This is a genomic window from Plantactinospora sp. DSM 117369 (assembly GCF_053764795.1).
In genome coordinates this window covers 347,083-372,695 of the sequence record NZ_CM132446.1, presented here as the reverse complement: position 1 = coordinate 372,695, position 25,613 = coordinate 347,083, and the positions used below count along the sequence as shown (strand labels likewise).

At 71.2% G+C, this 25,613-nt stretch carries 22 protein-coding genes and 1 pseudogene; 9 read left to right on the top strand and 14 right to left on the bottom strand.

Annotation, left to right across the window (positions count from 1 at the left end; translation table 11 throughout):
- Positions 1 to 15 precede the first annotated feature (15 nt).
- Together ACSMXO_RS01740 and ACSMXO_RS01735 are read left to right on the top strand one after the other, a co-directional pair.
- A complete protein-coding gene (locus ACSMXO_RS01740) occupies positions 16 to 639 on the top strand; it encodes a DJ-1/PfpI family protein (protein WP_455416474.1) in 624 nt (207 codons plus the stop codon).
- A 106-nt stretch (positions 640 to 745) separates the two neighbouring features.
- Complete coding sequence (locus ACSMXO_RS01735; protein ID WP_346259140.1) at positions 746 to 2,176, top strand: sensor domain-containing diguanylate cyclase; 1,431 nt, start codon at positions 746 to 748, stop codon at positions 2,174 to 2,176.
- A 124-nt stretch (positions 2,177 to 2,300) separates the two neighbouring features.
- On the opposite strand, the gene ACSMXO_RS01730 is transcribed toward ACSMXO_RS01735, so the two are convergent.
- Entirely contained in the window at positions 2,301 to 3,365 is a 1,065-nt protein-coding gene (locus ACSMXO_RS01730) for an aspartate-semialdehyde dehydrogenase (protein ID WP_346259141.1), read from the bottom strand.
- Between the two features lie 6 nt (positions 3,366 to 3,371).
- Positions 3,372 to 4,637, bottom strand: coding sequence for an aspartate kinase (locus ACSMXO_RS01725; RefSeq protein WP_318396887.1), 1,266 nt, complete (start codon positions 4,635 to 4,637; stop codon positions 3,372 to 3,374).
- A 215-nt stretch (positions 4,638 to 4,852) separates the two neighbouring features.
- On the opposite strand from ACSMXO_RS01725, the gene ACSMXO_RS01720 reads away from it, so the two are divergent.
- From ACSMXO_RS01720 to leuA, 3 genes are all read left to right on the top strand, one after another.
- Positions 4,853 to 5,686 (top strand): hypothetical protein, encoded by an 834-nt coding sequence (locus ACSMXO_RS01720; RefSeq protein ID WP_455416473.1) that lies wholly within the window; start codon positions 4,853 to 4,855, stop codon positions 5,684 to 5,686.
- A gap of 85 nt (positions 5,687 to 5,771) precedes the next feature.
- Positions 5,772 to 6,317 (top strand): nitroreductase family protein, encoded by a 546-nt coding sequence (locus tag ACSMXO_RS01715; RefSeq protein WP_455419139.1) that lies wholly within the window; start codon positions 5,772 to 5,774, stop codon positions 6,315 to 6,317.
- A 313-nt stretch (positions 6,318 to 6,630) separates the two neighbouring features.
- Positions 6,631 to 8,385 (top strand): 2-isopropylmalate synthase, encoded by a 1,755-nt coding sequence (gene leuA, locus ACSMXO_RS01710; protein ID WP_346259143.1) that lies wholly within the window; start codon positions 6,631 to 6,633, stop codon positions 8,383 to 8,385.
- A gap of 160 nt (positions 8,386 to 8,545) precedes the next feature.
- Here leuA and ACSMXO_RS01705 read toward each other — a convergent pair whose 3' ends face one another.
- Complete coding sequence (locus ACSMXO_RS01705; RefSeq protein ID WP_455419138.1) at positions 8,546 to 10,033, bottom strand: DHA2 family efflux MFS transporter permease subunit; 1,488 nt, start codon at positions 10,031 to 10,033, stop codon at positions 8,546 to 8,548.
- Between the two features lie 133 nt (positions 10,034 to 10,166).
- Between ACSMXO_RS01705 and ACSMXO_RS01700 the strand changes: the two genes are divergently transcribed.
- From ACSMXO_RS01700 to ACSMXO_RS01690, 3 genes and pseudogenes are all read left to right on the top strand, one after another.
- Positions 10,167 to 10,805 (top strand): HNH endonuclease family protein, encoded by a 639-nt coding sequence (locus ACSMXO_RS01700; RefSeq protein ID WP_455419137.1) that lies wholly within the window; start codon positions 10,167 to 10,169, stop codon positions 10,803 to 10,805.
- 35 nt (positions 10,806 to 10,840) lie between these two features.
- Positions 10,841 to 11,068, top strand: a pseudogene (locus ACSMXO_RS01695) (hypothetical protein); the annotation flags it as partial.
- An 86-nt stretch (positions 11,069 to 11,154) separates the two neighbouring features.
- A complete protein-coding gene (locus tag ACSMXO_RS01690; protein ID WP_346259144.1) occupies positions 11,155 to 11,709 on the top strand; it encodes a helix-turn-helix domain-containing protein in 555 nt (184 codons plus the stop codon).
- Here ACSMXO_RS01690 and ACSMXO_RS01685 read toward each other — a convergent pair.
- Positions 11,706 to 13,043: an RNA-guided endonuclease InsQ/TnpB family protein gene (locus tag ACSMXO_RS01685; RefSeq protein ID WP_455416472.1), complete on the bottom strand. Its 1,338-nt coding sequence runs from the start codon at positions 13,041 to 13,043 to the stop codon at positions 11,706 to 11,708. The two genes, ACSMXO_RS01690 and ACSMXO_RS01685, sit on opposite strands and share 4 nt — an antisense overlap.
- Here ACSMXO_RS01685 and ACSMXO_RS01680 point away from each other — a divergent pair.
- Positions 13,034 to 13,906, top strand: a complete 873-nt coding sequence (locus ACSMXO_RS01680) for an SRPBCC family protein (RefSeq protein WP_455416471.1) — start codon at positions 13,034 to 13,036, stop codon at positions 13,904 to 13,906. The genes ACSMXO_RS01685 and ACSMXO_RS01680 overlap by 10 nt on opposite strands.
- Positions 13,907 to 14,023: 117 nt before the next feature.
- Here the strand turns inward: ACSMXO_RS01680 and ACSMXO_RS01675 are convergent, their stop codons facing one another.
- The 10 genes from ACSMXO_RS01675 to ACSMXO_RS01630 all read right to left on the bottom strand — a co-directional run bounded on the left by ACSMXO_RS01675 (position 14,024) and on the right by ACSMXO_RS01630 (position 25,396).
- A complete protein-coding gene (locus ACSMXO_RS01675) occupies positions 14,024 to 15,145 on the bottom strand; it encodes an ABC transporter ATP-binding protein (protein WP_346259147.1) in 1,122 nt (373 codons plus the stop codon).
- Positions 15,142 to 16,269, bottom strand: a complete 1,128-nt coding sequence (locus ACSMXO_RS01670; protein WP_455416470.1) for an ABC transporter ATP-binding protein — start codon at positions 16,267 to 16,269, stop codon at positions 15,142 to 15,144. Before ACSMXO_RS01670 ends, ACSMXO_RS01675 begins: the two co-directional genes overlap by 4 nt.
- Before the next feature lie 6 nt (positions 16,270 to 16,275).
- Entirely contained in the window at positions 16,276 to 17,247 is a 972-nt protein-coding gene (locus ACSMXO_RS01665) for an ABC transporter permease (protein WP_455419136.1), read from the bottom strand.
- A 221-nt stretch (positions 17,248 to 17,468) separates the two neighbouring features.
- Positions 17,469 to 18,473 (bottom strand): ABC transporter permease, encoded by a 1,005-nt coding sequence (locus ACSMXO_RS01660; RefSeq protein ID WP_318396895.1) that lies wholly within the window; start codon positions 18,471 to 18,473, stop codon positions 17,469 to 17,471.
- A gap of 113 nt (positions 18,474 to 18,586) precedes the next feature.
- On the bottom strand, positions 18,587 to 20,254 hold the full coding sequence (locus ACSMXO_RS01655) for an ABC transporter substrate-binding protein (RefSeq protein ID WP_346259150.1): 1,668 nt from the start codon (positions 20,252 to 20,254) through the stop codon (positions 18,587 to 18,589).
- A 477-nt stretch (positions 20,255 to 20,731) separates the two neighbouring features.
- A complete protein-coding gene (gene recR / locus ACSMXO_RS01650) occupies positions 20,732 to 21,325 on the bottom strand; it encodes a recombination mediator RecR (protein WP_130465496.1) in 594 nt (197 codons plus the stop codon).
- 11 nt (positions 21,326 to 21,336) lie between these two features.
- Positions 21,337 to 21,645, bottom strand: coding sequence for a YbaB/EbfC family nucleoid-associated protein (locus ACSMXO_RS01645; RefSeq protein WP_239312288.1), 309 nt, complete (start codon positions 21,643 to 21,645; stop codon positions 21,337 to 21,339).
- A 116-nt stretch (positions 21,646 to 21,761) separates the two neighbouring features.
- Positions 21,762 to 22,181 (bottom strand): RDD family protein, encoded by a 420-nt coding sequence (locus ACSMXO_RS01640; protein WP_455416469.1) that lies wholly within the window; start codon positions 22,179 to 22,181, stop codon positions 21,762 to 21,764.
- Positions 22,182 to 22,223: 42 nt separating this feature from the next.
- Complete coding sequence (locus tag ACSMXO_RS01635) at positions 22,224 to 22,640, bottom strand: DUF2752 domain-containing protein (RefSeq protein ID WP_346259152.1); 417 nt, start codon at positions 22,638 to 22,640, stop codon at positions 22,224 to 22,226.
- 242 nt (positions 22,641 to 22,882) lie between these two features.
- Positions 22,883 to 25,396: a DNA polymerase III subunit gamma and tau gene (locus tag ACSMXO_RS01630; protein WP_455416468.1), complete on the bottom strand. Its 2,514-nt coding sequence runs from the start codon at positions 25,394 to 25,396 to the stop codon at positions 22,883 to 22,885.
- Positions 25,397 to 25,613 lie beyond the last annotated feature (217 nt).

Below are 25,613 nucleotides of genomic sequence, written 5' to 3'. Positions count from 1 at the left end.
AAGGAGGAACCGAGCATGCACGTCGCCATTCCGCTCTATCCCCGGTACACCGCCCTCGACGTCGTGGGGCCGTACACGGTGCTGGCCTTCGCCCCCGGCGTCACGGTGACCATGGTCGCCGCCGAACCAGGTCCGGTCGTCGACGATCGGGGCACGATGGCGATCACCGCCACCGCGAGCTTCGCCGAGCTGTCCCGCCCGGACGTGATCGTCGTACCGGGCGGGGCCGGCACCCGCGCGGCGCTCGCCGACGCGGCGCTGGTCGGCTGGATCGCCCTCGCGCACCAGTACACCCGGTGGACCACCTCGGTCTGCGCCGGCTCGTTCCTGCTCGGCGCGGCCGGGTTGCTGGCCGGGCGGCGGGCGACCAGCCACTGGGGCTGGGTCGACGAGCTGCGGGCCTTCGACGCCGAGCCGGTCCGGGAGCGGGTGGTCCGGGACGACCGGATCGTCACCTCGGCCGGCGTCTCGGCCGGCGTCGACATGGCCCTGACCCTGCTGGCCGAGGCGACCGACGTGCCGACCGCGCACGCCGTCCAGCTCGCCATCGAGTACGAGCCGGACCCGCCGTTCGACGCCGGCTCCCCGGTGAACGCCCCGGCCCCGCTCCGCGAGGCGGCCCTGGCGTTGATCAACTAGCCGGAGCGTCCGGGGAGGCGGGGATCACTCGCGTCCAGCAGATTCTCAGCACCCTGAGTAATCTTGGTCGGGCCCCTCGGAACCCCTCCTCCCCGGATCGGAAACGGTGTCCCTCGACCACTCCCGTGTAGTCCGTGACGTGACCACCCGGCTGCCCACGGCGTCCACCGCCGTCGAGGCTGGCCAGGTGACGGTGGCCACGCTGGGCAAACACACCCCGGGACGGGTCGCCGTGCTGCTCTGGGTCCGCGACCGGCTCCGCTGTGTCGCCGCGACCGGATCATGGCAGGTCTTCGCCTCGGTACCGGCCGGGGCCGGGACGGTCGGCCGGGTGTACGCCTCCGGCAAGACCGAAACCGTGCCGGAGGTGACGAACGAGCCCGACTACGTACCGCTGCGCCCCGACGTACGGGCCGAGATCTGCGCCCCGATCCTCGACCGGACGGGGCAGCCGATCGGGGTACTGGACCTGGAGTGGCCGACCGCCGACGTCGACCTGGACGCCTGGCGGCACACCGTCGAGCGGGTCGCCGCGCTGCTCGGCACCAGGATCGGGCAGCTCGGCGGCCCTCCGGCCGAGACCCGGAGCGAGAAGCTGCTCCGGCACGCCTCCGCGCTGACCTCCGCCGCCACCGAGGCCGACCTGATGACCGCCGCCGTCTCCGCGGCCCGGGACGTCTCCGGGCTCACCTCGGCGGTCTTCGTGCTGGACGGGCCGGCCGGACCACGGGTGGCGACGCCGAGCCTGGTACCCGACGCTCTCGAATCGCGGGTGCACGCCGCGCTGGCCGGCGCCGGCCGACCGGTCGTGGAACGGCTCCGGGCGCACGCGCACGCCTACGGCGCCTCCTACACCCTCGGCGAGGGGCACCACCCGACCACGCCGGACCAGGACGTACTGATCGCCGCCGGGGTACGCACCCTGATCTCGGTGCCACTCGGCCCGACCGAGTTCTGCGGGGTGCTGCTGGTCGGCGACACCCGTACGCTGCGCCCCGATCCGACCACCGTCAACCTGATCGAGCTGCTCGCCGCCCAGTCGTGGATCTGCCTCGAACGGCTGCGCGGGCTGGCCCGGTTACGGGAGCGGGCCAGTTCCGACCCGCTGACCGGGCTGCGTCACCAGGGGTCGTTCGGCGAGCGGATCGCCGAGTCGCACCCGGGCCGGACGGCGCTGCTCGCGGTCGACGTCGACGACTTCAAGACCGTCAACGACACCTACGGCCACCAGGCCGGCGACAAGGTGCTGGTCGATCTCGCCCGGGCCCTCCAGGGCGCGCTGCGGCACGGCGACGAGCTGTACCGGATCGGCGGCGACGAGTTCGTGGCCGTGGTGGAGGTGCTCCGCCCGGAGGAGGCGGTCGGGATCGCCCAGCGACTGGTGGAGGCGGCCCGGCGTACCGGCCGGACGGTCAGCATCGGCGTGGCCGTGCAGCAGGACGGCGAGTCACCCGACCTGACCCTGCGCCGCGCCGACGAGGCCCTCTACGGCGTCAAGCGGGAGGGCCGCGACGGCGTCCGCCTGGCGGCCGCCTGACCCGCTCCTCGCGAGAAGATCGCGCAACGTCAGGGAACCCAGGATCGCGCTGCTTCAGGGAAACAGTGGCCTCCACGTCGGGCCGCGAAGGCACTCCTTCCGGGAAGCAGCGCGATCATGCCCCTCAGCGGGCGGCGGAGAACTCGGCGGCGAGCAGCTCGGCGATCTGGGCGGTGTTGAGGGCGGCGCCCTTGCGCAGGTTGTCGCCCGTCACGAAGAGGTCGAGCGCGCGGGGGTCGTCGATCGAGCGGCGGATCCGGCCCACCCAGGACGGGTCGGTGCCGACCGCGTCGATCGGCATCGGGAACTCGCCCGCCGCCGGGTCGTCGACCAGGATCACTCCGGGGGCGTTGCGCAGCGCCTCCCGGGCACCCTCCGCATCCACCTCCGTCCCGAAGACCGCGTGTACGGCCACCGAGTGCCCGGTCACCACCGGCACCCGTACGCAGGTGGCGGAGACCTTCAGGTCGGGCAGGCCGAGGATCTTGCGCGACTCGTTGCGCAGTTTCAGCTCCTCGGACGACCAGCCGCCGTCCCGCAGCGACCCGGCCCACGGCACCACGTTGAGCGCCATCGGGGCCGGGAACGGGCCCAGGTCGTCGCCGACCGCCTGGCGCACGTTGCCCGGCCGCGAGCCGAGCCCCCGATCACCGGCGATCTTGGAGAGCTGGTCGTGCAGAGTGTCCACCCCGACCTGCCCCGTCCCGGAGACCGCCTGGTAGGACGAGAGCACCAGCTCACGCAGCCCGTACTCGCGGTGCAGCGGCGCGACCGCGATGATCATCGTCAGGGTGGTGCAGTTGGCGTTCGCGATGATGCCCTTGGGGCGGTTGCGTACCTGCTCCGGGTTGATCTCCGGCACCACCAGCGGCACGTCCCTGTCGCCCCGGAACGCGGCGGAGTTGTCCACCGCCACCGCACCCCGGGAGACCGCGACCGGCGCCCACTGCGCGGAGATTTCGTCCGGTACGTCGAACATCGCCACGTCCACGCCGTCGAACGCCTCGGCGGTCAGCGCCTGTACGGTCAGCTCCTCGCCCCGGCACATCCGCGTCTGCCCGGCCGAGCGCGCGGAGGCGATCAGCCGGATCTCACCCCAGACGTTCTTGCGGGAAGAGAGCAGGTCGCACATGACCGTGCCGACCGCGCCGGTCGCCCCGACCACCGCGAGTGTGGGGAGCGTCGCCATCGCGGACTACCTCCCGGTCCCGGCGTAGACCACCGCTTCCTCGCTGCCACCCAGGTCGAAGGCCTCGTGCACGGCCCGGACCGCGACGTCGAGGTCGGTGTCCCGGCAGACCACCGAGACCCGGATCTCGGACGTGGAGATCATTTCGATGTTCACCCCGGCCTCGCCGAGCGCGGCGAAGAAGCTGGCGGCCACACCCGGGTGCGAGCGCATGCCGGCGCCGATCAGCGACACCTTGCCGACGTGGTCGTCGTAGAGCAGGCCCTTGAACTTGACCTGTTCCTGCACCTTGCTCAGCGCCGCCATCGCGGTCGGACCGTCGGTCTTGGGCAGGGTGAAGGAGATGTCGGTCCGGCCGGTGCCCTCGGTCGAGACGTTCTGCACGATCATGTCGAGGTTGATCTCGGCCGCCGCGACGGTCTCGAAGATCCGGGCCGCCGCGCCCGGCTCGTCCGGTACGCCGACCGCGGTGATCTTCGCCTCGCTCCGGTCGTGGGCGACCCCGGTGATAAGTGCTTGCTCCACGGGTAGGTCCTCCGTCGATCCGGTCACCATCGTGCCGGTGTTGGTCGAGTATGACGAACGTACCCGGATCGGCAACCCGGCCCTCCGGGCGTACTCCACGCTCCGTAGGTGCAGCACCTTCGCACCGCACGCGGCCAGTTCGAGCATCTCCTCGTAGGTGATGGTCCTGATGTGCCGGGCGTTGGGCACGATCCGCGGGTCGGCGGTGAAGACCCCGTCGACGTCCGTGTAGATCTCGCAGACGTCCGCGCCGAGCGCCGCCGCCAGGGCCACCGCGGTGGTGTCCGACCCGCCCCGGCCCAGCGTGGTGATGTCCTTGGTGTCCTGGGAGACGCCCTGGAAGCCGGCGACGATCGCCACCGCGCCCTCGTTGAGCGCCGCCCGCAGCCGGCCGGGCGTCACGTCGATGATCCGGGCCCGGCCGTGCACCGAGGTGGTCAGCACACCCGCCTGGGACCCGGTGTAGGAGCGCGCCTCGTAGCCGAGGTTGTGGATCGCCATCGCCACCAGCGCCATCGAGATGCGCTCGCCGGCGGTGAGCAGCATGTCCAGCTCCCGGCCGGGTGGCAGCGGGCTGACCTGGTTGGCGAGGTCGAGCAGCTCGTCGGTGGTGTCGCCCATCGCGCTGACCACGACCACCACGTCGTCGCCGGCCTTGCGGGCCGCGACGATCCGCTCGGCCACCCGCTTGATCCGCTCGGCGTCGGCGACGGACGATCCGCCGTACTTCTGCACGACCAGTGCCACGACGGTGCACTCCTTCCCCTGGGCCGGGCGAGGTGCACGGCCCTGAGCGTGCCGACGCCGCCGGGTCGAGGCCGGCGGCGCCGTGTGAGACCAACTCAGGGTACCGGCCGGCGCCGCCGCCCCGACCAGGCGTTCCCACCATCCGACCGGCCGGCGACACGCGAGGGTAGCTGGACTGACCACCCGTTCCGGGGGTATACCCCGAGAATGGCGAGGTGCATCCCGGCGTAGCCCCCCTGCTCGGCGCACTCCTGATGACCGGGACGGCGCTGCTGGCCGGCTGCGGCAGCCAGGCACCGGCGCCGGCCGCGACCACCCCCGCCCCGGCGGCGAGCCAGCCGACCGAGGCCCGGGACCAGCTCGCGGCGCTCGCCGCCGCCGCTCAGGACCGCCAACTGACGGCCGTCTACACGTTCACCGCACCCGGTCAGCCGGACCGGTCGATCTCGGTGGTCCGGGCGGCGGACCGCTCCTGGCGGGTGGACATCCCGGGTGGCGCGCTCGGCGGCAGCGCCGACGTCTCGCTGACCCAGAACGGCGCCGGACTGTTCCAGTGCGCGCTCCCCTCGGTCGGGCAGCCGGAGGCGGGCTGCGTACGGGTGGCCGGGCCCGGGCAGCCGCTCGATCCCGGCATCGACCCCCGGATGCGGCACCCGTTCACCGACTGGCCGGAGGTGCTCACCGACCGGCAGGCCCCGCTCGCGGTCTCCGCCGCCACCCTGCCGGGCGCCCAGGGCAGCTGTTTCGCGGTCGAGTCGACCTCGGCGTCGGTCAGCCCGCCGCTGGATCCGGGCATCTACTGCTACGCCCCAGACGGCACCCTGACGGCGGCCCGGTTGCCCGCCGGCACCCTGACCCTGGCCGGTACGCCGACCGCCGCCCCGGCCACCGTCGCGTTGCCCGGCCCACTGGTCGACCGGGAGCCGCTGCGGATCGCCGGACCGCCACCCGGCGAGCCGACCGACGACAACGGCATGCCCGAGCACGACGGCATGCCCGAGCACGACGGCTCGTCCAGCGACGACGGCTCGTCCGGTGCCGGTGAATGATCTTTATTCACGTTATGGGTGCGCCCGGTCACGTCAGGTGACCCCGGTGCCGGGACAGAGTGCCCGATACGGCACACTCGGCACCATGGCCCAGCTCTCCCCGATACTGGCGACCCGGTGGAGCCCGCACGCCTTCGACCCGGTCGCCGACCTCACCGACGCCGAGGTGGCGTCCCTGCTGGAGGCGGCCCGCTGGGCACCCTCCGCCGACAACACCCAGCCCTGGCGCTTCCTGGTGGGCCGCCGGGACGACGAGGCGTTCAAGCGGATTCTGACCAACCTCTCCACCGGCAACCAGCGGTGGGCCGGGCGGGCCTCGGCGCTGCTGCTCGGCGCGCACACCACCACCGGCCCGACCGGCGGGCCGCTGCCGCACGCCGCCTACGACCTCGGCCAGGCGGTGGCGCATCTCACGGTCCAGGCCACCGCGCTGCGCCTCTACGTACGGCAGATCTCCGGATTCGACGCCGCCGGGCTCCGCGCCGACCTGGAACTCTCCGCCGAGGTACGCCCGCACGTGGTGGTCGCGGTGGGCCGGCTCGGCGACCCGTACTCGCTGCCCGAGGACCTGCGGGCCCGGGAGATCGGTCTGCGCCAGCGCCGCCCGCTGGCCGAGTTGATGCTGCGCTGACCCCGACCGACGCCCACCCGGCGCACCCCTCGCCACCTGGGCGGTTCTCAGATTGCGGACTACGCTTACCCGATCGCTCGTCGAGCACTTAAGGTGACTTTGTCATGTGGCAGGCCCTGCTCCTTCGCCGCCGCGACGAGGCTTCCCAGGCCGGCACCTCGTCGCGGAGTTGAAGCGCGCCGTCCTGCATCCGGCCGAACCTCGTTGCGGCCAGTCTCTCGGGGATCCGACACCCGGATCCGGCACGAAGATCTGACACCTCGATCTGACGACACTCGGCGCTCACGCCACATGACCACGGGAGCTTTCTGCCATGGCACAACCTGCCGGCACCACCACCGACGGTGATCCGATAGCCCGGCAGCGGCCCAGCCGCATGCCGTTCCAGCGTTACCAGCCCTACCACCAGCAGTTCGCGATCGACCTGCCCGACCGGCAGTGGCCGACCCGGCGCATCGAGGCGGCGCCCCGGTGGTGCGCGGTCGACCTACGCGACGGCAACCAGGCCCTGATCGACCCGATGTCGCCAGAGCGCAAGCGGCGGATGTTCCAGCTCCTGGTGCAGATGGGCTACAAGGAGATCGAGGTCGGCTTCCCGTCGGCCAGCCAGACCGACTTCGACTTCGTCCGGCAGTTGATCGAGCAGGACCTGATCCCGGAGGACGTCACCATCCAGGTGCTGACCCAGTGCCGGGAGCACCTGATCGACCGCACCTTCGAGGCGATCCGGGGTGCGAAGCGGGCGATCGTGCACTTCTACAACTCGACCTCGACGCTCCAGCGCCGGGTGGTCTTCGGCCTGGACAAGGCCGGGATCACCGACATCGCTACCTCCGGCGCCCGGCTCTGCCAGAAATACCACGAGATCCACGCCCCGGACACCGACGTCTTCTACGAGTACTCGCCGGAGTCCTACACCGGGACGGAGCTGGACTACGCCCTGGAGGTCTGCGCCGCGGTGATCGAGGTGATCGACCCGACCCCGGACCGGCCGCTGATCATCAACCTGCCGGCGACCGTCGAGATGGCCACCCCGAACGTCTACGCCGACTCGATCGAGTGGATGCACCGGCACCTGCCCCGGCGGGACAGCGTGATCCTCTCCCTGCACCCGCACAACGACCGGGGCACCGGGGTCGCCGCCGCCGAGCTGGGCCTGCTGGCCGGGGCCGACCGGGTCGAGGGCTGCCTGTTCGGCAACGGCGAGCGCACCGGCAACGTCGACCTGGTCACGCTGGGGCTGAACCTCTTCTCCCAGGGCGTCGACCCGGAGATCGACTTCTCCAACATCGACGAGGTCAAGCGCGCGGTCGAGTACTGCAACCAGCTTCCGGTGCACGAGCGGCACCCGTACGCGGGTGACCTGGTCTACACCGCCTTCTCCGGCTCGCACCAGGACGCGATCAACAAGGGCTTCGACGCGCTGGCCGCCGACGCGCAGGCGGCCGGGGTGCCGATCGACCAGTTCGGCTGGGCGGTGCCCTACCTGCCGATCGACCCGAAGGACCTGGGCCGGACCTACGAGGCGGTGATCCGGGTCAACTCGCAGTCCGGCAAGGGCGGCGTGGCGTACGTCATGAAGACGGAGCACCACCTGGACCTGCCCCGGCGGTTGCAGATCGAGTTCTCCGGCGTGGTGCAGCGGGTCACCGACGACGACGGTGGCGAGGTGGAGCCGGAGCGGATGTGGCGGCTCTTCGCCGAGGAGTACCTCGTCGATCGGCAGCGGGAGCCGGTCGTGCAGGTGGAGAGCTACACCATCGGCACCGTCGACGGCAAGGTCGAGATCGAGGTGGACGCCCGGTTCGGCGCCGGCCGCCGGGCACTCTCGGCGACCGGTAACGGCCCGATCGACGCGTACGTCAACGCGTTGCAGGCGCTCGACGTCCGGGTACGGGTCCTCGACTACCACGAGCACGCGATGTCCTCGGGCGGCGACGCCCAGGCGGCCGCGTACGTGGAGTGCGAGGTCGACGGCCGTACGGTCTGGGGTGTCGGTCTCGACGCCAACATCGTGACGGCCTCGGTCCAGGCGGTGACCAGTGCGGTCAACCGCGCCCTGCGCTGAGCCGGACGGTCTGCCCAACCGCGCACCGCGCTGAGTTCTGTCCTGCCCGCAACGGCCGGATCGGGCAGGTCGGACCGGTCATCCCGGCCGACCCGCCCGATCCGGCACGCCGCCGCCGACGTGCCCGTCCCATCCCTCCCGGGCACGCCTGTCGGCACCGCTACGAGCGGCGCTGTCCCGTCGCCGACCGGTCCGCACCCCGGTCCGGTTCGTGCTGGTGGGTCGGGGGCGGCGGCAGGGACGGGCAGGGGCGGGACTTCTTCGGCTCCCGCTCCGGCCGGTGCACCAGTACGGCCGCGAGCAGCGCGCCCAGCAGCATCAGCCCGGCGGACCAGAGCACCGCCTGCCGGTACGCCGGGGTGAGCTGGCCGGAGCGCGCGTACCCGCCGCCGGAGAGGCCGACCACCAGCGGCAGCGCCGAGACGGCGAGCAGCCCGCCGACCCGGGACGCCGCGTTGTTGAAGCCGCTCGCCGCGCCGGCCAGCCGGTCCGGGGTGGCGGCCAGTACGGAGGCGGTCAGCGGGGCCACCACCAGGGTCATGCCGAGCCCGAAGAGGGTGATCCCGGGCAGGATGGCGGTCCAGTACGAGTCGCCCCGGTTCACCCCGTGCAGCAGGAACAGCCCGGCGGCGGCGACCAGCGGGCCGACGGTGAGCTGTGGGCGTGGCCCGATCCGGGAGGCGAGCGCGCCGGAGCGGGCCGAGCCGACCAGCAGCAGGATGGTCATCGGCAGGGTGGCCAGGCCGGTCTCCAGCGCGGAGTAGCCGACGACATTCTGGAGATAGACGGCGAAGAAGAAGGTGAGTCCGGTCAGCGCGGCGTAGACCAGCACGGTGTAGACGTTGAGCACCCCGAAGAGCCGGCTGGCGAAGAGCGTCGGCGGCAACATCGCCCGCTCGCCCCGGCGCCGTTCGAGCAGCACGAACGCGACGGCGGTGGCCACCCCGAGCACGGCGGCACCGATCACCGGCCCCGAGCCGGGTCCGAGCTGCTGGGCCTCGATCAGCGCGTACGTGACGCCGGCCAGGCCGAGCGCGCCGAGCAGCGAGCCGGCCACGTCGAACCGGGCTGCCGCCGCGCCGTCGGCCCGGCTCTCCGGGGTCCAGCGCAACGCCGCGATGATCACGATCACCGCGAGCGGCACGTTGAGGAAGAAGATCGCCCGCCAGGAGAGCGCGTCGATCAGCCAGCCGCCGAGGAATGGGCCGAGCGCCGTCGACACGCCGGCCAGGCCAGACCAGGCGCCGATCACCCGGCCCCGCTCGTCGGGGTGGAAGCTGGCCTGGAGCAGCGCGAGCGAGCCGGGGGTCAGCAGCGCACCACCGAGCCCCTGGAGGAAACGGGCGACGATCAGCCACTCGATGCTCAGCGCCGCGCCGCAGAGGATGGAGGCGGCGGTGAAGGCCAGCACGCCGGCGAGGAAGACCCTCCGCCGTCCGACCCGGTCGCCGAGCGCCCCGCCGAGCAGTACGAAGGCGGCCAGGGTCAGCAGATAGCCGTTGAGCGTCCACTGTAGGCCGGCGGTGCTGGCGTGCAGCTCGGCGCCGAGGTGTGGCAGGGCCACGTTGACCACGGTGGCGTCCAGGAAGACCATGCCGGAGGCGACGACGGCGGCGAGCAGGGTGCCCCGGCCGGCCGTACTGGACATCCGCAACGGTGCTGACGAATCACTCACGGTGTCAATCTGCCCTGCCCGTGTCGTAAGATGCCGCGAAACGCCGGAACCTGCACCGGTTGCCTCTGCACCGGTCTACACCTCGCAAGCTGGAAACGTGCCGTTCATCCGTACCAGATCACTAGCGCGGTCGGGAACAGCGGCCCTGCTCGCCGGCCTGCTCGCGGCCGGCGCCGCCGCCTGCGCCCCGGTCGAGAGCCCGGCGCCGGAGCCCACCGGTTCGGCCGACCCCCAGGCCCAGCTCGACCAGCTCACCGTGGCCGGGGCGGGCTCGATGCGGGGCTACAGCCGGGAACGTTTCCCGCACTGGCGCAACGCCGGCAAGAACTGTGACGTCCGGGACACCGTGCTCCAGCGGGACGGCACCGGCATCAAGCTCTCCGGCTGCAACGTGGTCGGGGGCCGCTGGTCGAGCCGGTACGACAAGCGGACCCTCACCGATCCCTCGGACGTGGACATCGACCACATGGTGCCGCTGGCCAACGCCTGGCGTTCGGGTGCCGACGAGTGGGACGACGACAAGCGGAGCGACTTCGCCAACGACCTGGACCGGCCACAGTTGGTGGCGGTCTCGGCGAGCTCCAACCGGGCCAAGGGCGACCAGGACCCGTCCCAGTGGAAGCCGTCGAACCGGGACGACTGGTGCCAGTACGCGGAGGACTGGATCGCGGTCAAGCACTACTGGCGGCTCTCGGTGACCTCCGGCGAGAAGGCCGCGCTCGACGACATGCTGGGGAGCTGCTGATGGGCGAGACGGGAACCGCCGCGCAGAGCACCGACATCACCGCCGGCCCGGGTGGGGTGATGACCGACGAGGTCGGGGTGATCACCGGGGAGCTGACGCTCCGCACCGAGCTGGACGGGAAGGACGCCGTGCTGCGGGTGCAGTACAAGGACGCCGCCGAGTGGTACGCCGTCACCGGTGGGCGGGCGGCGCTGGCCGACCCGGCCGACCTGGTCGCGGTACACACCGTCGCGGTCGGCCTGCTCAACCGCCCCGAGGGCTGAGCTTCTCGGCATCCACCGCGAGACCTGCTCCGCCTTCGCTTGCCCGATTGACAAAATCTTGTTTTACGTACAGGATTGCTTTTGCCATGAGAGACGTGATGTACCTGGAGCAGATCGAGCAGGCCGAGACCCTGCTCAAGCCGCAGCGCATCGAGGTGCTGCGGCAACTCGCCGAACCGCACACCTGCACCGAGGTGGCGAACCAGCTCGGCCAGACCCCGCAACGGGTCTACTACCACGTCAAGCGCCTGGTCGACGCCGGCCTCGTCGACCAGGTCTCCGAGCGGAAAGTGCGGGGCATCTCCGAGGGCATCTACCAGGCGAGCGCCAGGTCGTACTGGCTCTCGCCCCGGCTGGTCGGCCGGCTCGGGCTGCGCAAGGCGCAGGACGAGATGAGCCTCGGCTACCTGCTCAACCTGATGGAGGAGGTCCAGGCCGACATCGCCGCCCTGGACCGGACCGCTCCGGAGCTGCCGTCGATCGGCGTCTCCGGCGAGATCCGGGTGCCGGCCGAACAACGCCAGCAGTTCCTCACCGACCTACAGACCGCACTGCAAGAGCTGTTCACCCGCTACGGCGGAGCCGAAGGCGACGCCTTCAAGCTCGCCGTCGCCTGTTACCCACATGGAGGCACCACTTAACGCTTCCCCACGGCTGGAAGCCGGGGGATTTCTGGCTCAGACCGCACGAGGCCACCGTTCCGGAAGGAGGTGATCGCATGTCTCACGTCGTCGGCACCAGCACGGTCACGTTCTGCCGTGGCGAGGATCGTCCTCGCGGCGTTCCGGTCGCGGCAGGCGGTGTATCCGCAGGTGTCGCACCGGAAGACTCTGACACCCAGCCCGAGGCGGTGCTTGGCTCTCGTACCGCACTGCGAGCAGGTCATCGTGGTATAGGCGGGCGGCACCAACACCACCCTCCGGCCCGCCCGCAAGCCACGGTCAACCAGTTCCCGCTTCGCCGCACCAATCGCCGCATCAGCAGCCTTGCGGGCCATCCGGGATTTGGTCAGGAATGTGGGCTTGAAGTCCTCGACCGCGATTGTCGCATGGTTGTCGACGATCTTCTTCGCCCAGACGCGGGCGTCGTGGATGTTCTGCCGGGCCGCCTTCCTGGCCAGCTTCGCCGCCTGCCGCTTGGCCCGCAGGTAGCCGCTCGACGGCTTCACACCCCGTGGGCGCCGACGGCGGGCCATCCGGCGCTGGAGTTTGGCAAGCTCGGCGGCACACCGTTTCCGGTGGCCGAGGTACGGCAGATCGTAGGCCGGGTCGGTGGTCGTCGCAGTCGCGGTGACACCCCAGTCGACACCGATCGCCCCCTCGGCATCGGGGACGGGTGTGGCGTCACGGCGGACGACGAAGGAGGCGTACCAGTGCCCAAGCGAGTCCTGGTAGACCCGGACACTGCTCGGATCGGACGGCAGCTCGCGCGACCAGACGACCGGAATCCTGACGCCGCCGGGCAGCCGCAGCCGACGGTCGCGGATCGAGAACCCACGCACCGTGTATTCCAGGCTGGGCAGGCTGTCCTTGCGCCGCTTCGGTCTCGGCCGGCCCCGTCCCTTCACCCTGAAGGAGTGCTGGAGGGCCAGAGCGTAGGTACGCAACGTCTGCTGCTGCGCGACCTGAGACCCGTCCCGCAACCACGACGAGCGGACCCGCGCCTCGGTCAGCAGCTTCGACAGCTTGCCGAAGGTGGGTTTGCGACCGGTCTTGTACTGGTGGACGGCCTCGTTCCACAACCAGCGACACCGCCCCCACTCCACCGCCAGCGCAGCCTCCGCAGTCGCGCCGGGACGCAACCGGTAGGTGTACCGCACCGTCTCGCCCACACCCACAACCATCCCAGCTACATCCGACAGTTTCGCCCACACAGAGGAGTCGACGCCATGCCGAAAACCAATACCACGCCCGACCGCCCTTTCCTCCCCATGGCTGAAGCCAGGGGCTTCTCGGGCGGCTCTCGATGACCGCACCGCTGACCCTGCGCGCCCGCGCCGCCGCGCCGGTCAAGACCGTCTGGCACGCCCTGACCGACGCCGCCGAGCTGCGCGTCTGGCTCGCCGACCACGCCGAGGTCGAGCTGCCGCACCGGTACGAGTTCTGGGGCCGGCACGTCCCCGAGGGCGACGCCCCGCACCAGCGCCTGCGCGACATCGGCGAGCACAGCCTCCGGTTCGGCTGGCTACTGGACGGCGAGGAGACCACCACCGAGATCACCCTCACCGAGGAGAGTGCCGACTCCACGATCATCTCGCTCTCACAGAGCCACTGGAGCTTCCAGGACGTGATGACCGGCGCGAGCATCCGGGGCGTGCTCCAGACGTACTGGTCGCTGGCGATCGCGAACCTCGTCGACCACGTCGAGGGACGGCCGCTCACCCCGAGGACCGACTTCACCTCGGCGACGCTGCGCGACGAGGTCCTCATCGACGCCTCCCCCGAGGCGCTCTTCGAGTCGCTGACCGACTCGGCCAAGGCCAGCGAGTGGTTCGGCTACCCGATCGGGATCGAGCCCTTCGTCGGCGGCCGCTACGCGATGGGCGGCTTCGACAACAACCCCAACCCGGCGAAGGTGCTGGACCTGACCCCCGGCAAGGCGATGACCGTCGACTGGGGGCCGGCCGGGGTGGCGAGCTGGGAGCTGGAGGGCAGCGGGGGCAAGACGAAGCTCTCCTTCGTGCAGAGCGGCTTCGACCAGCCGCCGTACGCGGCCTGGACCGGGTGGCTCAGCGGGGTCGCCGAGCTGCGCCGCTACCACGAGCTGGCCGACTGGCGCCCGATCTGGCTCTACGAGCCGACCGACAACGTACCGGCCGAGGCGCACGCCGAGAGCTGACAATCCGGCCGCCTGTGCCGCCGAACCGTCGTACGGGTTCGGCGGCACAGGCACGTCCGGGAACCGGGAGCCCCACCAGCACGCTGCCGGCGGGCGACCTTCCGGCCGCGGGACGCACTAGACGAACGAGCCCGGCTCGCTCGGCGCGGAGACGACGCCGGGCGTCTCGCCCTCGTCCTCCGGCCGGACGATCTGCGCGGTCACCTTGTGCGGCCGGATCTCGCCGCTGGCGATCTGCTCCGCCCAGTGGCAGGCCACCCGGCTCTCGCCGATCTGGCGCAGCACCGGCCGCTCGTCGGCACACCTGGTCGGCTGCGCCCACGGGCAGCGGGTGTGGAACCGGCAGCCGGCCGGCGGGTTGGCCGGCGAGGGCAGGTCACCGGCGAGCAGGATCCGCTCCCGGCGGTCCTCCACCTCCGGGTCCGGCACCGGCACCGCCGACATCAGCGCCCGGGTGTACGGGTGCAGCGGCTCCCGGTAGAGCCGGTCGCTCGGCGCCTCCTCGACCAGCGCGCCGAGATACATCACGCCGACCACGTCGGAGATGTGTCGGACCACCGCCAGGTCGTGCGCGATCACCAGATAGGTCAGCCCCAGCTCGTCCTGGAGTTCGTCGAGCAGGTTCACCACCTGGGCCTGGATCGACACGTCCAGCGCCGAGACCGGCTCGTCGGCGACGATCAGCTCGGGACCGAGCACCAGGGCCCGGGCGATGCCGATGCGCTGCCGCTGCCCGCCGGAGAACTCGTGCGGATAGCGGGACAGCGCCCACTTCGGCAGCCCGACCGCGTCCAGCGTCCTGGCGATGATGTCCCGCCGGGCGGCCCGGTCGGCGCCGATCCCGTGCGCCTGCAAACCCTCGACCAGGATCGACTCGACGTTCTGCCGGGGGTCCAGACTGGACATCGGATCCTGGAAGATCATCTGCATCCGGCGGCGCATCGCCCGGAGCCGGTTCGGCGGCAGTCCGGTCAGCTCGACACCGTCGAAGTTCACCTGCCCGCTCGTCGGCCGGGTCAACTGGAGCAGTGCCCGGCCGAGCGTCGACTTGCCGCAGCCGGACTCGCCGACCAGCCCGTACGTCTTGCCGCGCGGGATGGTCAGGTCGACCCCGTCCACCGCCTTGACATGCCCGACGACCCGGTCGAAGATCACGCCCCGGGTGATCGGGAAGTGCACCTTGAGATCCCGGACCTCGACCAGGTTCGCGGACTGCCCGGTGACCTTCACGTCGGTCATGCCGACTCCTCCTCGCGCGGGGCGGGCAGCTTCGCCTGCTCCTCCACCGGTACCGGCACGTCCTCGGCCGCCGTCGCCTGCGCCGGAACCACCCCCTCCGCCGCCGGCTCCGCCCTGCTCGGCGAGGCGGGCGGGGGTGGGGCCGCACCGGCCGGCGGCACCGGGTTGACACACCGGTACGTCCGGTCGGTGTGGGTCAGCGCGAGCTGCGGCGGCTGGCCGAGGCATGCCTCGATCTGCCGGTCGCAGCGGGGCGCGAAGGCGCAGCCGTCGGCCCAGGGCAGTACGTCCCGGACCGAGCCGCGGATCGGGGAGAGCCGTTCGCCCCGCCCTGCGTCCAGCCGAGGGATCGACCCGAGCAAACCCACCGTGTACGGGTGCCTCGGCTCGGCGAAGAGCGGCTTGCGGCGGGCGGTCTCCACCACCCGGCCGGCGTACAGCACGTTGACGGTGTCGCACATCCCGGCGACCACACCCAGGTCGTGGGTGATCATCACCAGGGCGGTGCCGGAGTCGCGTACCAGATCCTTGAGCAGTTCCAGGATCTGCGCCTGGATGGTCACGTCGAGCGCCGTGGTGGGCTCGTCGGCGATCAGCAGCCGGGGCCGGCAGGCCACCGCGATCGCGATCAGCGCCCGCTGGCGCATCCCGCCGGAGAGCTGGTGCGGATATTCCTTGAGCCGCCGGTTCGGGTCCGGGATGCCGACCCGGTCCAGCAGTTCGGCGGCCTCCTTGCGGGCCGCGTCGCCGCCCAGCCCACGGTGCCGGGCCAACACCTCGGTCACCTGCCGGCCGATCGGGATGACCGGGTTGAGCGAGGAGAGCGGGTCCTGGAAGATCATCGCGACGTCCCGGCCCCGGATGTCCCGCATCGCCCGCTGGTCGACCCGGAGCAGGTCGGTGCCGTCGAAGTCGGCCCGGCCCTCCACCGTGATCCCGGGCTGCTTGGGAAGCAGTCCCATCAGCGCCAGCGAGGTCACGCTCTTGCCGCAGCCGGACTCGCCGACCAGGCCGACGACCTCGCCCGCGTTCACCGAGAACGAGACCCCGTCGACCGCCCGCACCGTACGCTTCCCGCGCTGTCGGAACGTGACGGAGAGATCGTCCACATCAAGCAGTGCCATGACAGATCACTTCCGCAGCTTCGGGTCGAGGGCCTCGCGCATCGCCTCACCGAGCAGGGTGAAGCCCAGCGCGGTGATGATGATCGCCACCGCGGGATAGATCGCCAGCGCCGGCCGGATGCCCAGGTACGGCTGCGCGTCGGCGAGCATCACGCCCCACTCCGGTATCGCCGTGTCCGGGTTGCCGAGGCCGAGGAAGGAGAGGGCGGCCGCCTCGATGATCGCGGTGGCCAGGGTCAGCGTGGCCTGCACGATGACCGGGGCCAGCGAGTTCGGCAGCACGTGGCCGAGCGCGATCTTCGAGCGGCGTACCCCGAGTGAGGTCGCGGCGAGCACGTAGTCGCTGTTGGCCTGGGCGATCATCGCGCCGCGCAGCAGCCGGGCGAAGACCGGCACCGAGACCACGCCGACCGCGATCATCACGGTGGTCAGGCTGGCGCCGAGCAGTGCCGCGATGCTGACCGCCAGCAGCAGGCTGGGCAGCGCCAGCATCATGTCGACGATCCGCATCAGCGTGGTGTCGACCCACCGCCCCCAGCGCCCGCCGAGCCCGGCGGCGGCACCGGCGACGCCGCCGACCAGGGCGCCGATCGCCAGACCGATCAGCGTGGAGACCACGCCGACCAGCAGGGTCTGCCGGGCTCCGACGATCAGCCGGCTGAACTCGTCCCGTCCCTGGTGGTCGAAGCCGAGCCAGTGGTCGCCGGAGGGGCCGGGGATGATGCCCTGGCCCGACTTGACCAGGCCCTCCCGGATCCCGACGGTGTCGGTCGGCCCGTACGGCACGAAGAACGGCCCGACGATCGCGACCAGCAGGAAGATGCCGAGCACGACGGCGCCGACGATGGCCGCCGGGTTGCGCCGGAGCCGGCGGAACGCCTCCTGCCAGAGGCTGACGCCGCGCTCCTCGTCGCGGGCCGCGGAGAGTTCGCCGAGCCGGTCGAGCTTCTCGGCCTTCTTCCTGGCCCGTTCGGTGATCGTCACCTGCGCCACCCTTCGTTCGCGACTGCGGGGCTCGCAAGCTCTACTCGCATTCCGGCGCGACCGCGTCCCACGCGAGCCGCCCCGGAACGCTCGCTCCTCGCGCTCACTGGGCCCACCATCCGTTCGCGACTGCGGGGCTCGCAAGCTCACTCCTCGCGCTCACCGGGCCCACCATCCGTTCACGATTACGGTGCTCACGCGCTGCGGCGGCGTCCTCATCGGACACGCACCCTCGGGTCGATCAGGCTGTACGAGAGGTCGACCAGCAGGTTCACCAGTACGAAGAGCACTGCAATGATCATGATGAAGCCCATCAGCACCGGATAGTCCCGCTGGCTGATCGAATCGGCGATGAACGCCCCGATCCCACTGAACGCGAAGACGGTCTCGGTGAGCACCGCGCCGGAGAGCAGACCGCCGGTGAGCAGGCCGATCGTGGTGGCCACCGGAAGCATCGCGTTGCGCAGCACGTGCCGCCGGCGTACGACCCGCTCGGTCAGGCCCTTGGCCTCGGCGGTCCGGACGAAGTCCTCGCCGAGCACTTCCAGCACGCTCGCCCGGGTGATCCGGACGATGATCGCCAGCGGGATGCTGGCCAGGGCGAGGCCGGGCAGGACCAGGTGCCAGAGCGCGTCGATGGCCGCGTCCCACTCGCGGGTGAGCAGTCCGTCGAGGACGAAGAAGTTGGTGATCCGGGTCGCGTCGATGGTCGGGTCCTGCCGGCCGCTGGCCGGGAAGAGGTGCAGGTTCTCGGCGAAGATCGCCTTGAGCACGTACGCCAGGAAGAAGACCGGGATGCAGACCCCGACCAGCGATCCGGCCACCGAGGCGTGGTCGAGGAGCCGGCCGCGACGGCGGGCGGCGAGGTAGCCGAGCGGGATGCCGACCGCGATCGCGATGATCATCGCGGTCGCGGCCAGTTCGACGGTACCCGGGAAGCGTTGCAGGAACTCGGTGGTCACCTCGCGCTTGGTGGAGATCGAGGTGCCCAGGTCGAGCCGGAACATGCGCTGCATGAACCGGCCGTACTGCACCAGGATCGGCTCGTCCAGCCCGAGGTTGTCCCGGATCGCGGCGCGCATCTCCGGGGTGCCGCGCTCACCGAGGATCGCGGTCTCCGGGCCGCCGGGCAGCCGGTGTAGCCAGATGAACAACAGGATGGAGAGCCCGAAGAGCGCGGGTATCAGCTGCAACAGGCGTCTGACGATGAACCGGAACACGGGCGGCCTCTGGCGGGGTGCGGAGGGTCGCGCGGGCGGGCGCTGGGCTGACCTCCGACCGGGGTCTACCGGCCGGGATCAGGGCGCGCCCGCCCGCGGTCCCTTTCTCTATGTCAGGACTTGAACTCGGCGGTGGCGAACCGCTCGTCGGTGAGCGGGCTCGCCTTGACGCCGGTCACGTCCTTACCGAACACGATCGCCGGCGGCGAGTGCGAGATCGGCACACCCGGCAGGAACTTCATGACCTCGGCGTTGAGCTCCTTGTAGAGCTCGTACCGGGCGGTGGCGTCCGCGGTGGTGTCGGCCTTCTTGAACAGTTCGAAGAGCGCCGGGTTGTTGAAGCCCCACTCCGGCTTCTGCCGGTCGAACATGGTGCCGATGAAGTTGTAGCCGTCGCCGTAGTCACCGGTCCAGCCCAGGAAGTGCAGGTCGTGCGCGGTACCCGTGCTGGTGGCGTTGAGGTAGTCCGGGGTCCACTTCAGCGGGATCGGCTGGATCTTGATGCCGACCGCCTGGAGGTCCGCCGAGAGCAGCTCGAAGAGGTCCTTCGGGTTCGGCATGTACGGCCGGGTGACCTCGGTCGGGTAGTGGAACCGCAGCGTCAGGTTGCTGGCGCCGGCCTCGGCAAGGAGCTGCTTGGCCTTCTCCACGTTGTAGTCGTACGTGGTGACCTGCGGGTTCCAGCCCTCCACGGTGTCCGGCATGAACTGGGTGGCGACCTTGGCCCCCGGGGGCAGCTTCGAGTCGACCAGCGCCTGCCGGTTCAGGGCGTGCGCGATCGCCTGCCGGACCCGGATGTCCTTGAGCTTCGGGTTGCCACCGTTCTGGTTCATCGCCAGGTAGAGGATGTTGAACGCCGGGCGGGTCAGCATGTTGAAGCCCTCGCTCTTCAACGGCTCGACGTCCGCCGGACCGACCAGGTCGTAGCCCTGGATGTCGCCGGAGCGCAGCGCCTGCTTCCGGGCGTTCTCGTCCGAGATGGTCTTGAAGATGAGGGTCTTCAGCTTGGCCTTCTGCGCGCCGCTGTATTCCTCGTTCCGCTCCAGGGTCAGCGTCTTGTTGGCGATGTCCCAGGACTTGAACTTGAACGGCCCGGTGCCGGTCGGGTGCTCCATCGCGTACGACGGGTACTGGATGTTGTCGGCGCTACCGCCGATGGTGCTGGCCTGGTACTGCTCCAGCGCCTTCGGGCTGTGGATGGAGAACGACGGCAGCATCAGCGCGGCCGGAACCTTGCTGGAGACGCGGGTGAAGGCGAGGTCGACGGTGGTCGCGTCCTTCGGCGTGCAGGACTTGAAGAGGCTCGGCGGCAGGTCGGTCCGCTCGTTGGCGGCGAAGCCACCCATCACGTCCTGCCAGTACGGCGTGACGTCCGGGCTCTGCATCAGACCCTTGGCGTTGTACCAGCGGTTGAAGTTGACGCAGACCGCCTCGGCGTTGAAGTCCGTGCCGTCGTGGAACTTCACGCCCGAGCGGAGCTTGAAGGTCCAGACGGTGCCGGTCGCGTCCGGGGTCCAGCTCTCGGCCAGGCCCGGCGTGATCTTGGTGCCGCCCTCCTCGGGGCGGACCAGCGTCTCGAAGACCTGACGGGCCACCCGCAGCGACTCGCCGTCACTGGCGAGGCTGGGGTCGAGCACCTTCGGGTCGCCGGCCACGCCGAAGACCAGGGTGTCCTTCTGGCTTGCGCCCGAATCGCCGCGGTCGCTCTCGGCACAGCCGGCTACCGCGAGGGCCGCGACCGCTACGGCCGCGATGGCGACCTTCGGTCTTGGTGCACGCATGGTGCTTCACCTCGTCCTGTGGATACGACAAACGCGGTGACGGGGGCCACCGATGGCGAGACATTAGCCGTCGGGCGGACCGGGCGGAAACGGGCCGCGAATGGGTTGGTACCGGATCGTGTCTTTACCGTCATGACACCAGCGACAGAGCGTCGCGCATGGTCGACAATCGGGGCGTTTGTCCGGATCTGACTATGCGAATTTGTTACATCGCCTGTCGGGTGGATCACGACCGATGTCAGACGGACAGCGGGGTCGGTAACGGATCTGAACCGTGGTTGAACCGCGCTGTTCGGGAGGCTGAACAAGGGGCGGCCGGGCCGGTATTGAACGGCGGCGAGGCGCCGACCCGGAAGTGGGCGGCGAGGCGCCGACCCGGAAGGGGATGGCGAGGCGCCGACCCGGAAGGGGATGGCGAGGCGTCGGCCCCGGTGAGGCGCCGGACGGCAGGACCACGCGGCAGGGTCAGGCGGCAGGTCAGACGGCGCGGCGGCCCTCGAAGGCGCGGCCCAGGGTGATCTCGTCGGCGTACTCCAGGTCGCCGCCGACCGGCAGACCGCTGGCGAGCCGGGTCACCGAGATGCCCATCGGCTTGACCATCAGCGCCAGGTAGGTGGCGGTGGCCTCGCCCTCGGTGTTCGGGTCGGTGGCCAGGATCAGCTCGCGGACCGAGCCCGTGCCGAGCCGGGCCAGCAGCTCCCGGATCCGCAGGTTGTCCGGGCCGACGCCCTCCAGCGGATTGATCGCGCCGCCGAGCACGTGGTAGCGGCCCCGGAACTCGCCGGTCCGCTCGATCGCCACCACGTCCTTGGGCTCCTCGACCACGCAGAGCACCTCTTCGGTACGGCGTGGGTCCCGGCAGACCCGGCACTGCTCGGACTCGGCGACGTTGTAGCAGACGGTGCAGAACCGCACCAGTTCCTTGACCCGGCGCAGCGCGGTGGCCAGCCGGGTGACGTCGGCCGGATCGGCCGAGAGCACGTGGAACGCGATCCGCTGGGCGCTCTTGGGACCGACCCCCGGCAGGCGCCCCAACTCGTCGATCAGATCCTGGATGGCACCCTCGTACATCGCGGGGTTGCTCAGAAACCGGGCAGGCCGAGGCCGCCCATGCCGCCGGTGACCGGGCCCATCTTCTCCTCGGTCAGCTTGCGCACCTCGTCGTGGGCGTTGTGCACGGCCGCGAGTACGAGATCCTCCAGGGTCTCCACGTCCTCCGGGTCGACCGCCTTCGGGTCGATCTTGATGGCCTTGACCTCGCCGGCACCGGAGATGGTCACGGTGACCAGCCCGCCCCCGGCCGTACCGGTCAGCTCCGCCTCGGCCAGCTCCGCCTGCGCGGCGGCGAGCTGCTGCTGCATCTTCTGCGCCTGCTTCATCATCTGTTGCAGGTTGGGCTGTCCACCCGGGCGCACGGCGACTCCTCGGTTGCGGAAACTGGTCGCGTCCAGCCTAGTCCGGCCGGCCGCGGGCGGTTCGACGGCCCGCGACCGGCCGGCGCGTCGACTCAGCCCACGACCACGGTCTTCATGATCTTGTCGGCGATGGTCTGCCTCTTGGCGTCCCAGAGCGGGAAGAGGTAGCCGATGTAGCAGATGATGCCGTCGACGAAGTGCGCCAGATCGCGGAGGAACGCCTTGCCGGCGCCGATCGGCTGCCCTGCCCCGAGGTCGATCAGCCGGATGGCCAGCGCCCGCTTGCCCCAACTCTGCCCGGTCTTGCCCGTCATGTACCACCGGTTGTAACCCCAGAGCGCGAACGCGAGCGCCACGAACGCCCAATAGAGCGGGCCCTCACCGGTGACCTCGCCCGTCTGCGGGTCCACGCCCGAGCGGTCGAAGAACGCAGCGACGATGTAGAGCGGCAGGACGACGAGCTGGTCGATGACGTGGGCGCCGAAACGCGGCCCCCAACTGGTGTACTTCAAGTAGTGCTCCTCGAAACGAAGGGTGCGAAGAAGGAACGCGACTCAGCCGAGGCCGACGAGGCCGAGCCGGTGTAGCTGGAACAGCCAACTGGCGCCGGCGAGCAGGCTCACGCCCCACCCCGTACGCCGCCGCGCCCGGTCGGGCCAGCGCGCTGGTGGCGGCAGTACGCCGGACGCCCGCAGGAGGAGCAGCGGCGGCACGGCGGCCGTGAGCACCGCCAGGCCGACGATCATCGGATTGGCCGCCACCGCGCCGGCCAGGTCACCCCGGACCAGTGCGACCGCCGCCGTGGTCAGGCCACAGCCCGGACACGGCACGCCGGTCAGCGAGCGCAGCGGGCACGGCAGGCCCAGGCCGGTCGCGTCGGTCAGGTACGGCCATGCCGTCGCGGCGACCGCCACACCCAGACCGAACACGCCGAGCCGCTCAGGTACCGAGAACTCGCGAACCACACTCACAGGAAAATCACAGAAAACGGGGATGGGCGACCGATGTTAGAAGATCGTCGATCGTCCCGTCCTCCCGTTTTCCGGCGGACGCCGAGAGCGGACGGTCGAGTTCCGGTAGCCGATTGACCAGCCGGTCAGGCCCGGGGTCGTCCGGCCGGTGAAGACGATCCGAGGACGACGCCGGCAAGCCGCCCGAGCGACTCGTCGCCGTCGGTGGCATCGTTCGGGCTGGGGTTACTTGAGGTCGACGCTTACTTGAGGTCGACCTCGCCGATCCGTTCCGCGCCGAGGGTCTGCTGCAACAACTGCACCGCCTGCTGCTCACTGGTCTGCCGGGCGGTCCGCTCGTCGATCACCTCGTCGAGGGGTTCGTCGCCGGGGTCGAAGCCCTCGTAGCCGATCCCCGCCGAGGGGCGCGGGCCGTCGTATTCGGGGTCGTAGGGCGGCTCACCGGCCCAGTCCCGGTCCGCGGTCCGCTCCGGCGCCGGGGCGGGTTTCGGGGCACGGCCGGCCGCCGCTGCCCGGGCCGCCGCGAGCCCGGAACTGACCGCGCCACCGCCCGCACCTGGATTGGTACGCCCACCGTTCGGCTTGCCGACTCCGTCGCTGCCGGCGCCGTGACCGGCGGCCGCAGCACCGGTGCCGCTCGGTGCGGCGGTGCCGTTGGTACGGCTGCCGGCACCACCGGTCGGGCTGCTGGCGCCGGTCGGCGTGCCGGAGCCACCCGGCGAGGAGGAGGCGCCGGCTGGCGAGCCGGTCGCGGGGGCAAAACCGGTACCCCCGGGCGGGGCCGGCTCCGGCCAGTCCTCGTCGGCCGCTCCGTTCGGCGCGGCACCACCGGGTCGGGCCGGTTCCGGCCAGTCGTCGTCATCGGCGCTGGCCGCCGAGCCGCCCGCGCTGCCCGAGCCGGATCCACCGGTCGTGCGCTCCCGTCCACCGGTCGCACCCCGGCCGGACTGAGCCGAGCCGTTGCCACCGTCCCTGGGCGGGACGCTGTTCGTGGCCGCGCCGCTGCCGGTCGACTGCCGGGGCGGGGCGGTCGGCGCCGGTCCGCGCTGCTCGCCGGCCACCTCGCAACGGATCTGCCAACGCCCGCCCAGCTCCTCGTAGAGGGCGTCGGTGAGCACGCCGGAGGCGTTGGCGAGCATCTGGGCGAGTACCGGGGACTTGACGGTCAGCACCAGGGTGTCGCCGTCGAGGTCGCGTACGACCGCGTCCCGCATCAGGGCGGCGATCCGCTTGTTGGTGCGGTTGACCATGCCGACGACCTCACCCCAGACCCGGCGTACGGCGGCAGCGTCCACGTCGCCCGTCGGCTCGGCACCGGCCGGCACCGGATCCGGGGTGGCCGGGTCGGGCATCACCGCCTCCGGGGGCACCGGACGCCGGGCCGGTGGCTCCGGGGCGGCCGGGTGCTGCGCGGCCGGTCCGGCAGGCGCCTGGCTAGGCCCGGGTGCGGTGGCTTCGCGTACCTCCTGAGGAGGCGCGACCGGTGCGGCGCTGGCGGCGGCCTGCGGTGCGGGAGTGGTTGCGGGCGACGGGCCCGGGTCTACGGCGGCGGCCGGTGCGCGGACCGGGGCGGCCGGCGGAGCCGCGTCGCCGGAGAGGGTGAGCCGGCGCTCCATGCGTTCGAGGCGTTGCAGCAGGCTGCCGGTGGAGTCCTCGGCACCGGGGAGCAGCATCCGGGCGCAGATCAGTTCGAGCAGCAGCCGGGGGGCGGTGGTGCCGCGCATCTCGACCAGGCCGTTGTGCACGATGTCGGCGCAGCGGGACAGGGTGGCGGGGCCGAGCCGTTCGGCCTGGGCGGCCATCCGCTCGATCTGGTCGGCCGGACCGTCGATCAGGCCCTTGGCGACCGCGTCCGGCACCTGGCGCATGACGATCAGGTCACGGAGCCGTTCGAGCAGGTCGGAGGCGAACCGGCGGGGATCGTGCCCGGCCTCGGCGACCCGGTCGATGGTGGCGTACGCGGCGGCGCCGTCCCCGGCGGCCAGCGCGTCGCACATCTCGTCGATCAGAGCGGCGTCGGTCACCCCGAGCAGGGCCACCGCGCGGGAATAGCTGACCCCCTCCGGGCCGGCACCCGCGATGAGCTGGTCGAGCACCGAGAGCGAGTCCCGGGCGCTGCCGCCACCGGCCCGGACCACGAGCGGGAAGACCGCCGGCTCGATCTTGACGCCCTCGGCCGAGGCGAGCTGCTCCAGGTAGGGACGGAGCACGCCCGGCGGGATCAGCCGGAACGGGTAATGATGCGTCCGGGACTTGATCGTGCCGAGGACCTTCTCCGGCTCGGTGGTGGCGAAGATGAACTTGACGTACTCCGGCGGCTCCTCGACCAGCTTGAGCAGGGCGTTGAAGCCCTGGGTCGAGACCATGTGCGCCTCGTCGATCACATAGATCTTGAACCGGCTGCTGGCGGGTGCGAAAAAGGCGCGTTCGCGCAGTTCGCGGGCGTCGTCCACGCCACCGTGGCTGGCCGCGTCGATCTCGATCACGTCGATCGAGCCGGCCCCGTCGGTCGCCAGGCTCTTGCAGGAGTCGCAGACCCCGCAGGGCTCCGGGGTCGGTCCCTGCTCGCAGTTGAGCGAGCGGGCCAGGATCCGGGCGCTGGAGGTCTTGCCGCAGCCACGCGGGCCGGAGAAGAGGTAGGCGTGGTTCAACCGACCGGTACGCAACGCCTGGGACAGCGGTTCTGTGACGTGCTCCTGGCCGATCACCTCGGCGAACGTGCGGGGCCGGTACTTGCGGTAGAGCGCCAGTGCCACTCGTCCCGCCTCCTCTCGACCGGGCCATTCTCCACCCGGCGCCGCGCTGCCGAGTGCCAGGTTGTCACGCGCGCCCGACGATTTCCACGTCGATCATGCGGGTCCGGGTGGTGGGCGGTGGACCCGGGTCGATCATGGGGCGGATGGCGTGTCGACCGGGTGCGGCCGGGCCGGGTGGGGTCGGGTTGGCGTCCTCGGGCCCGGTCAGGGCCTGCTC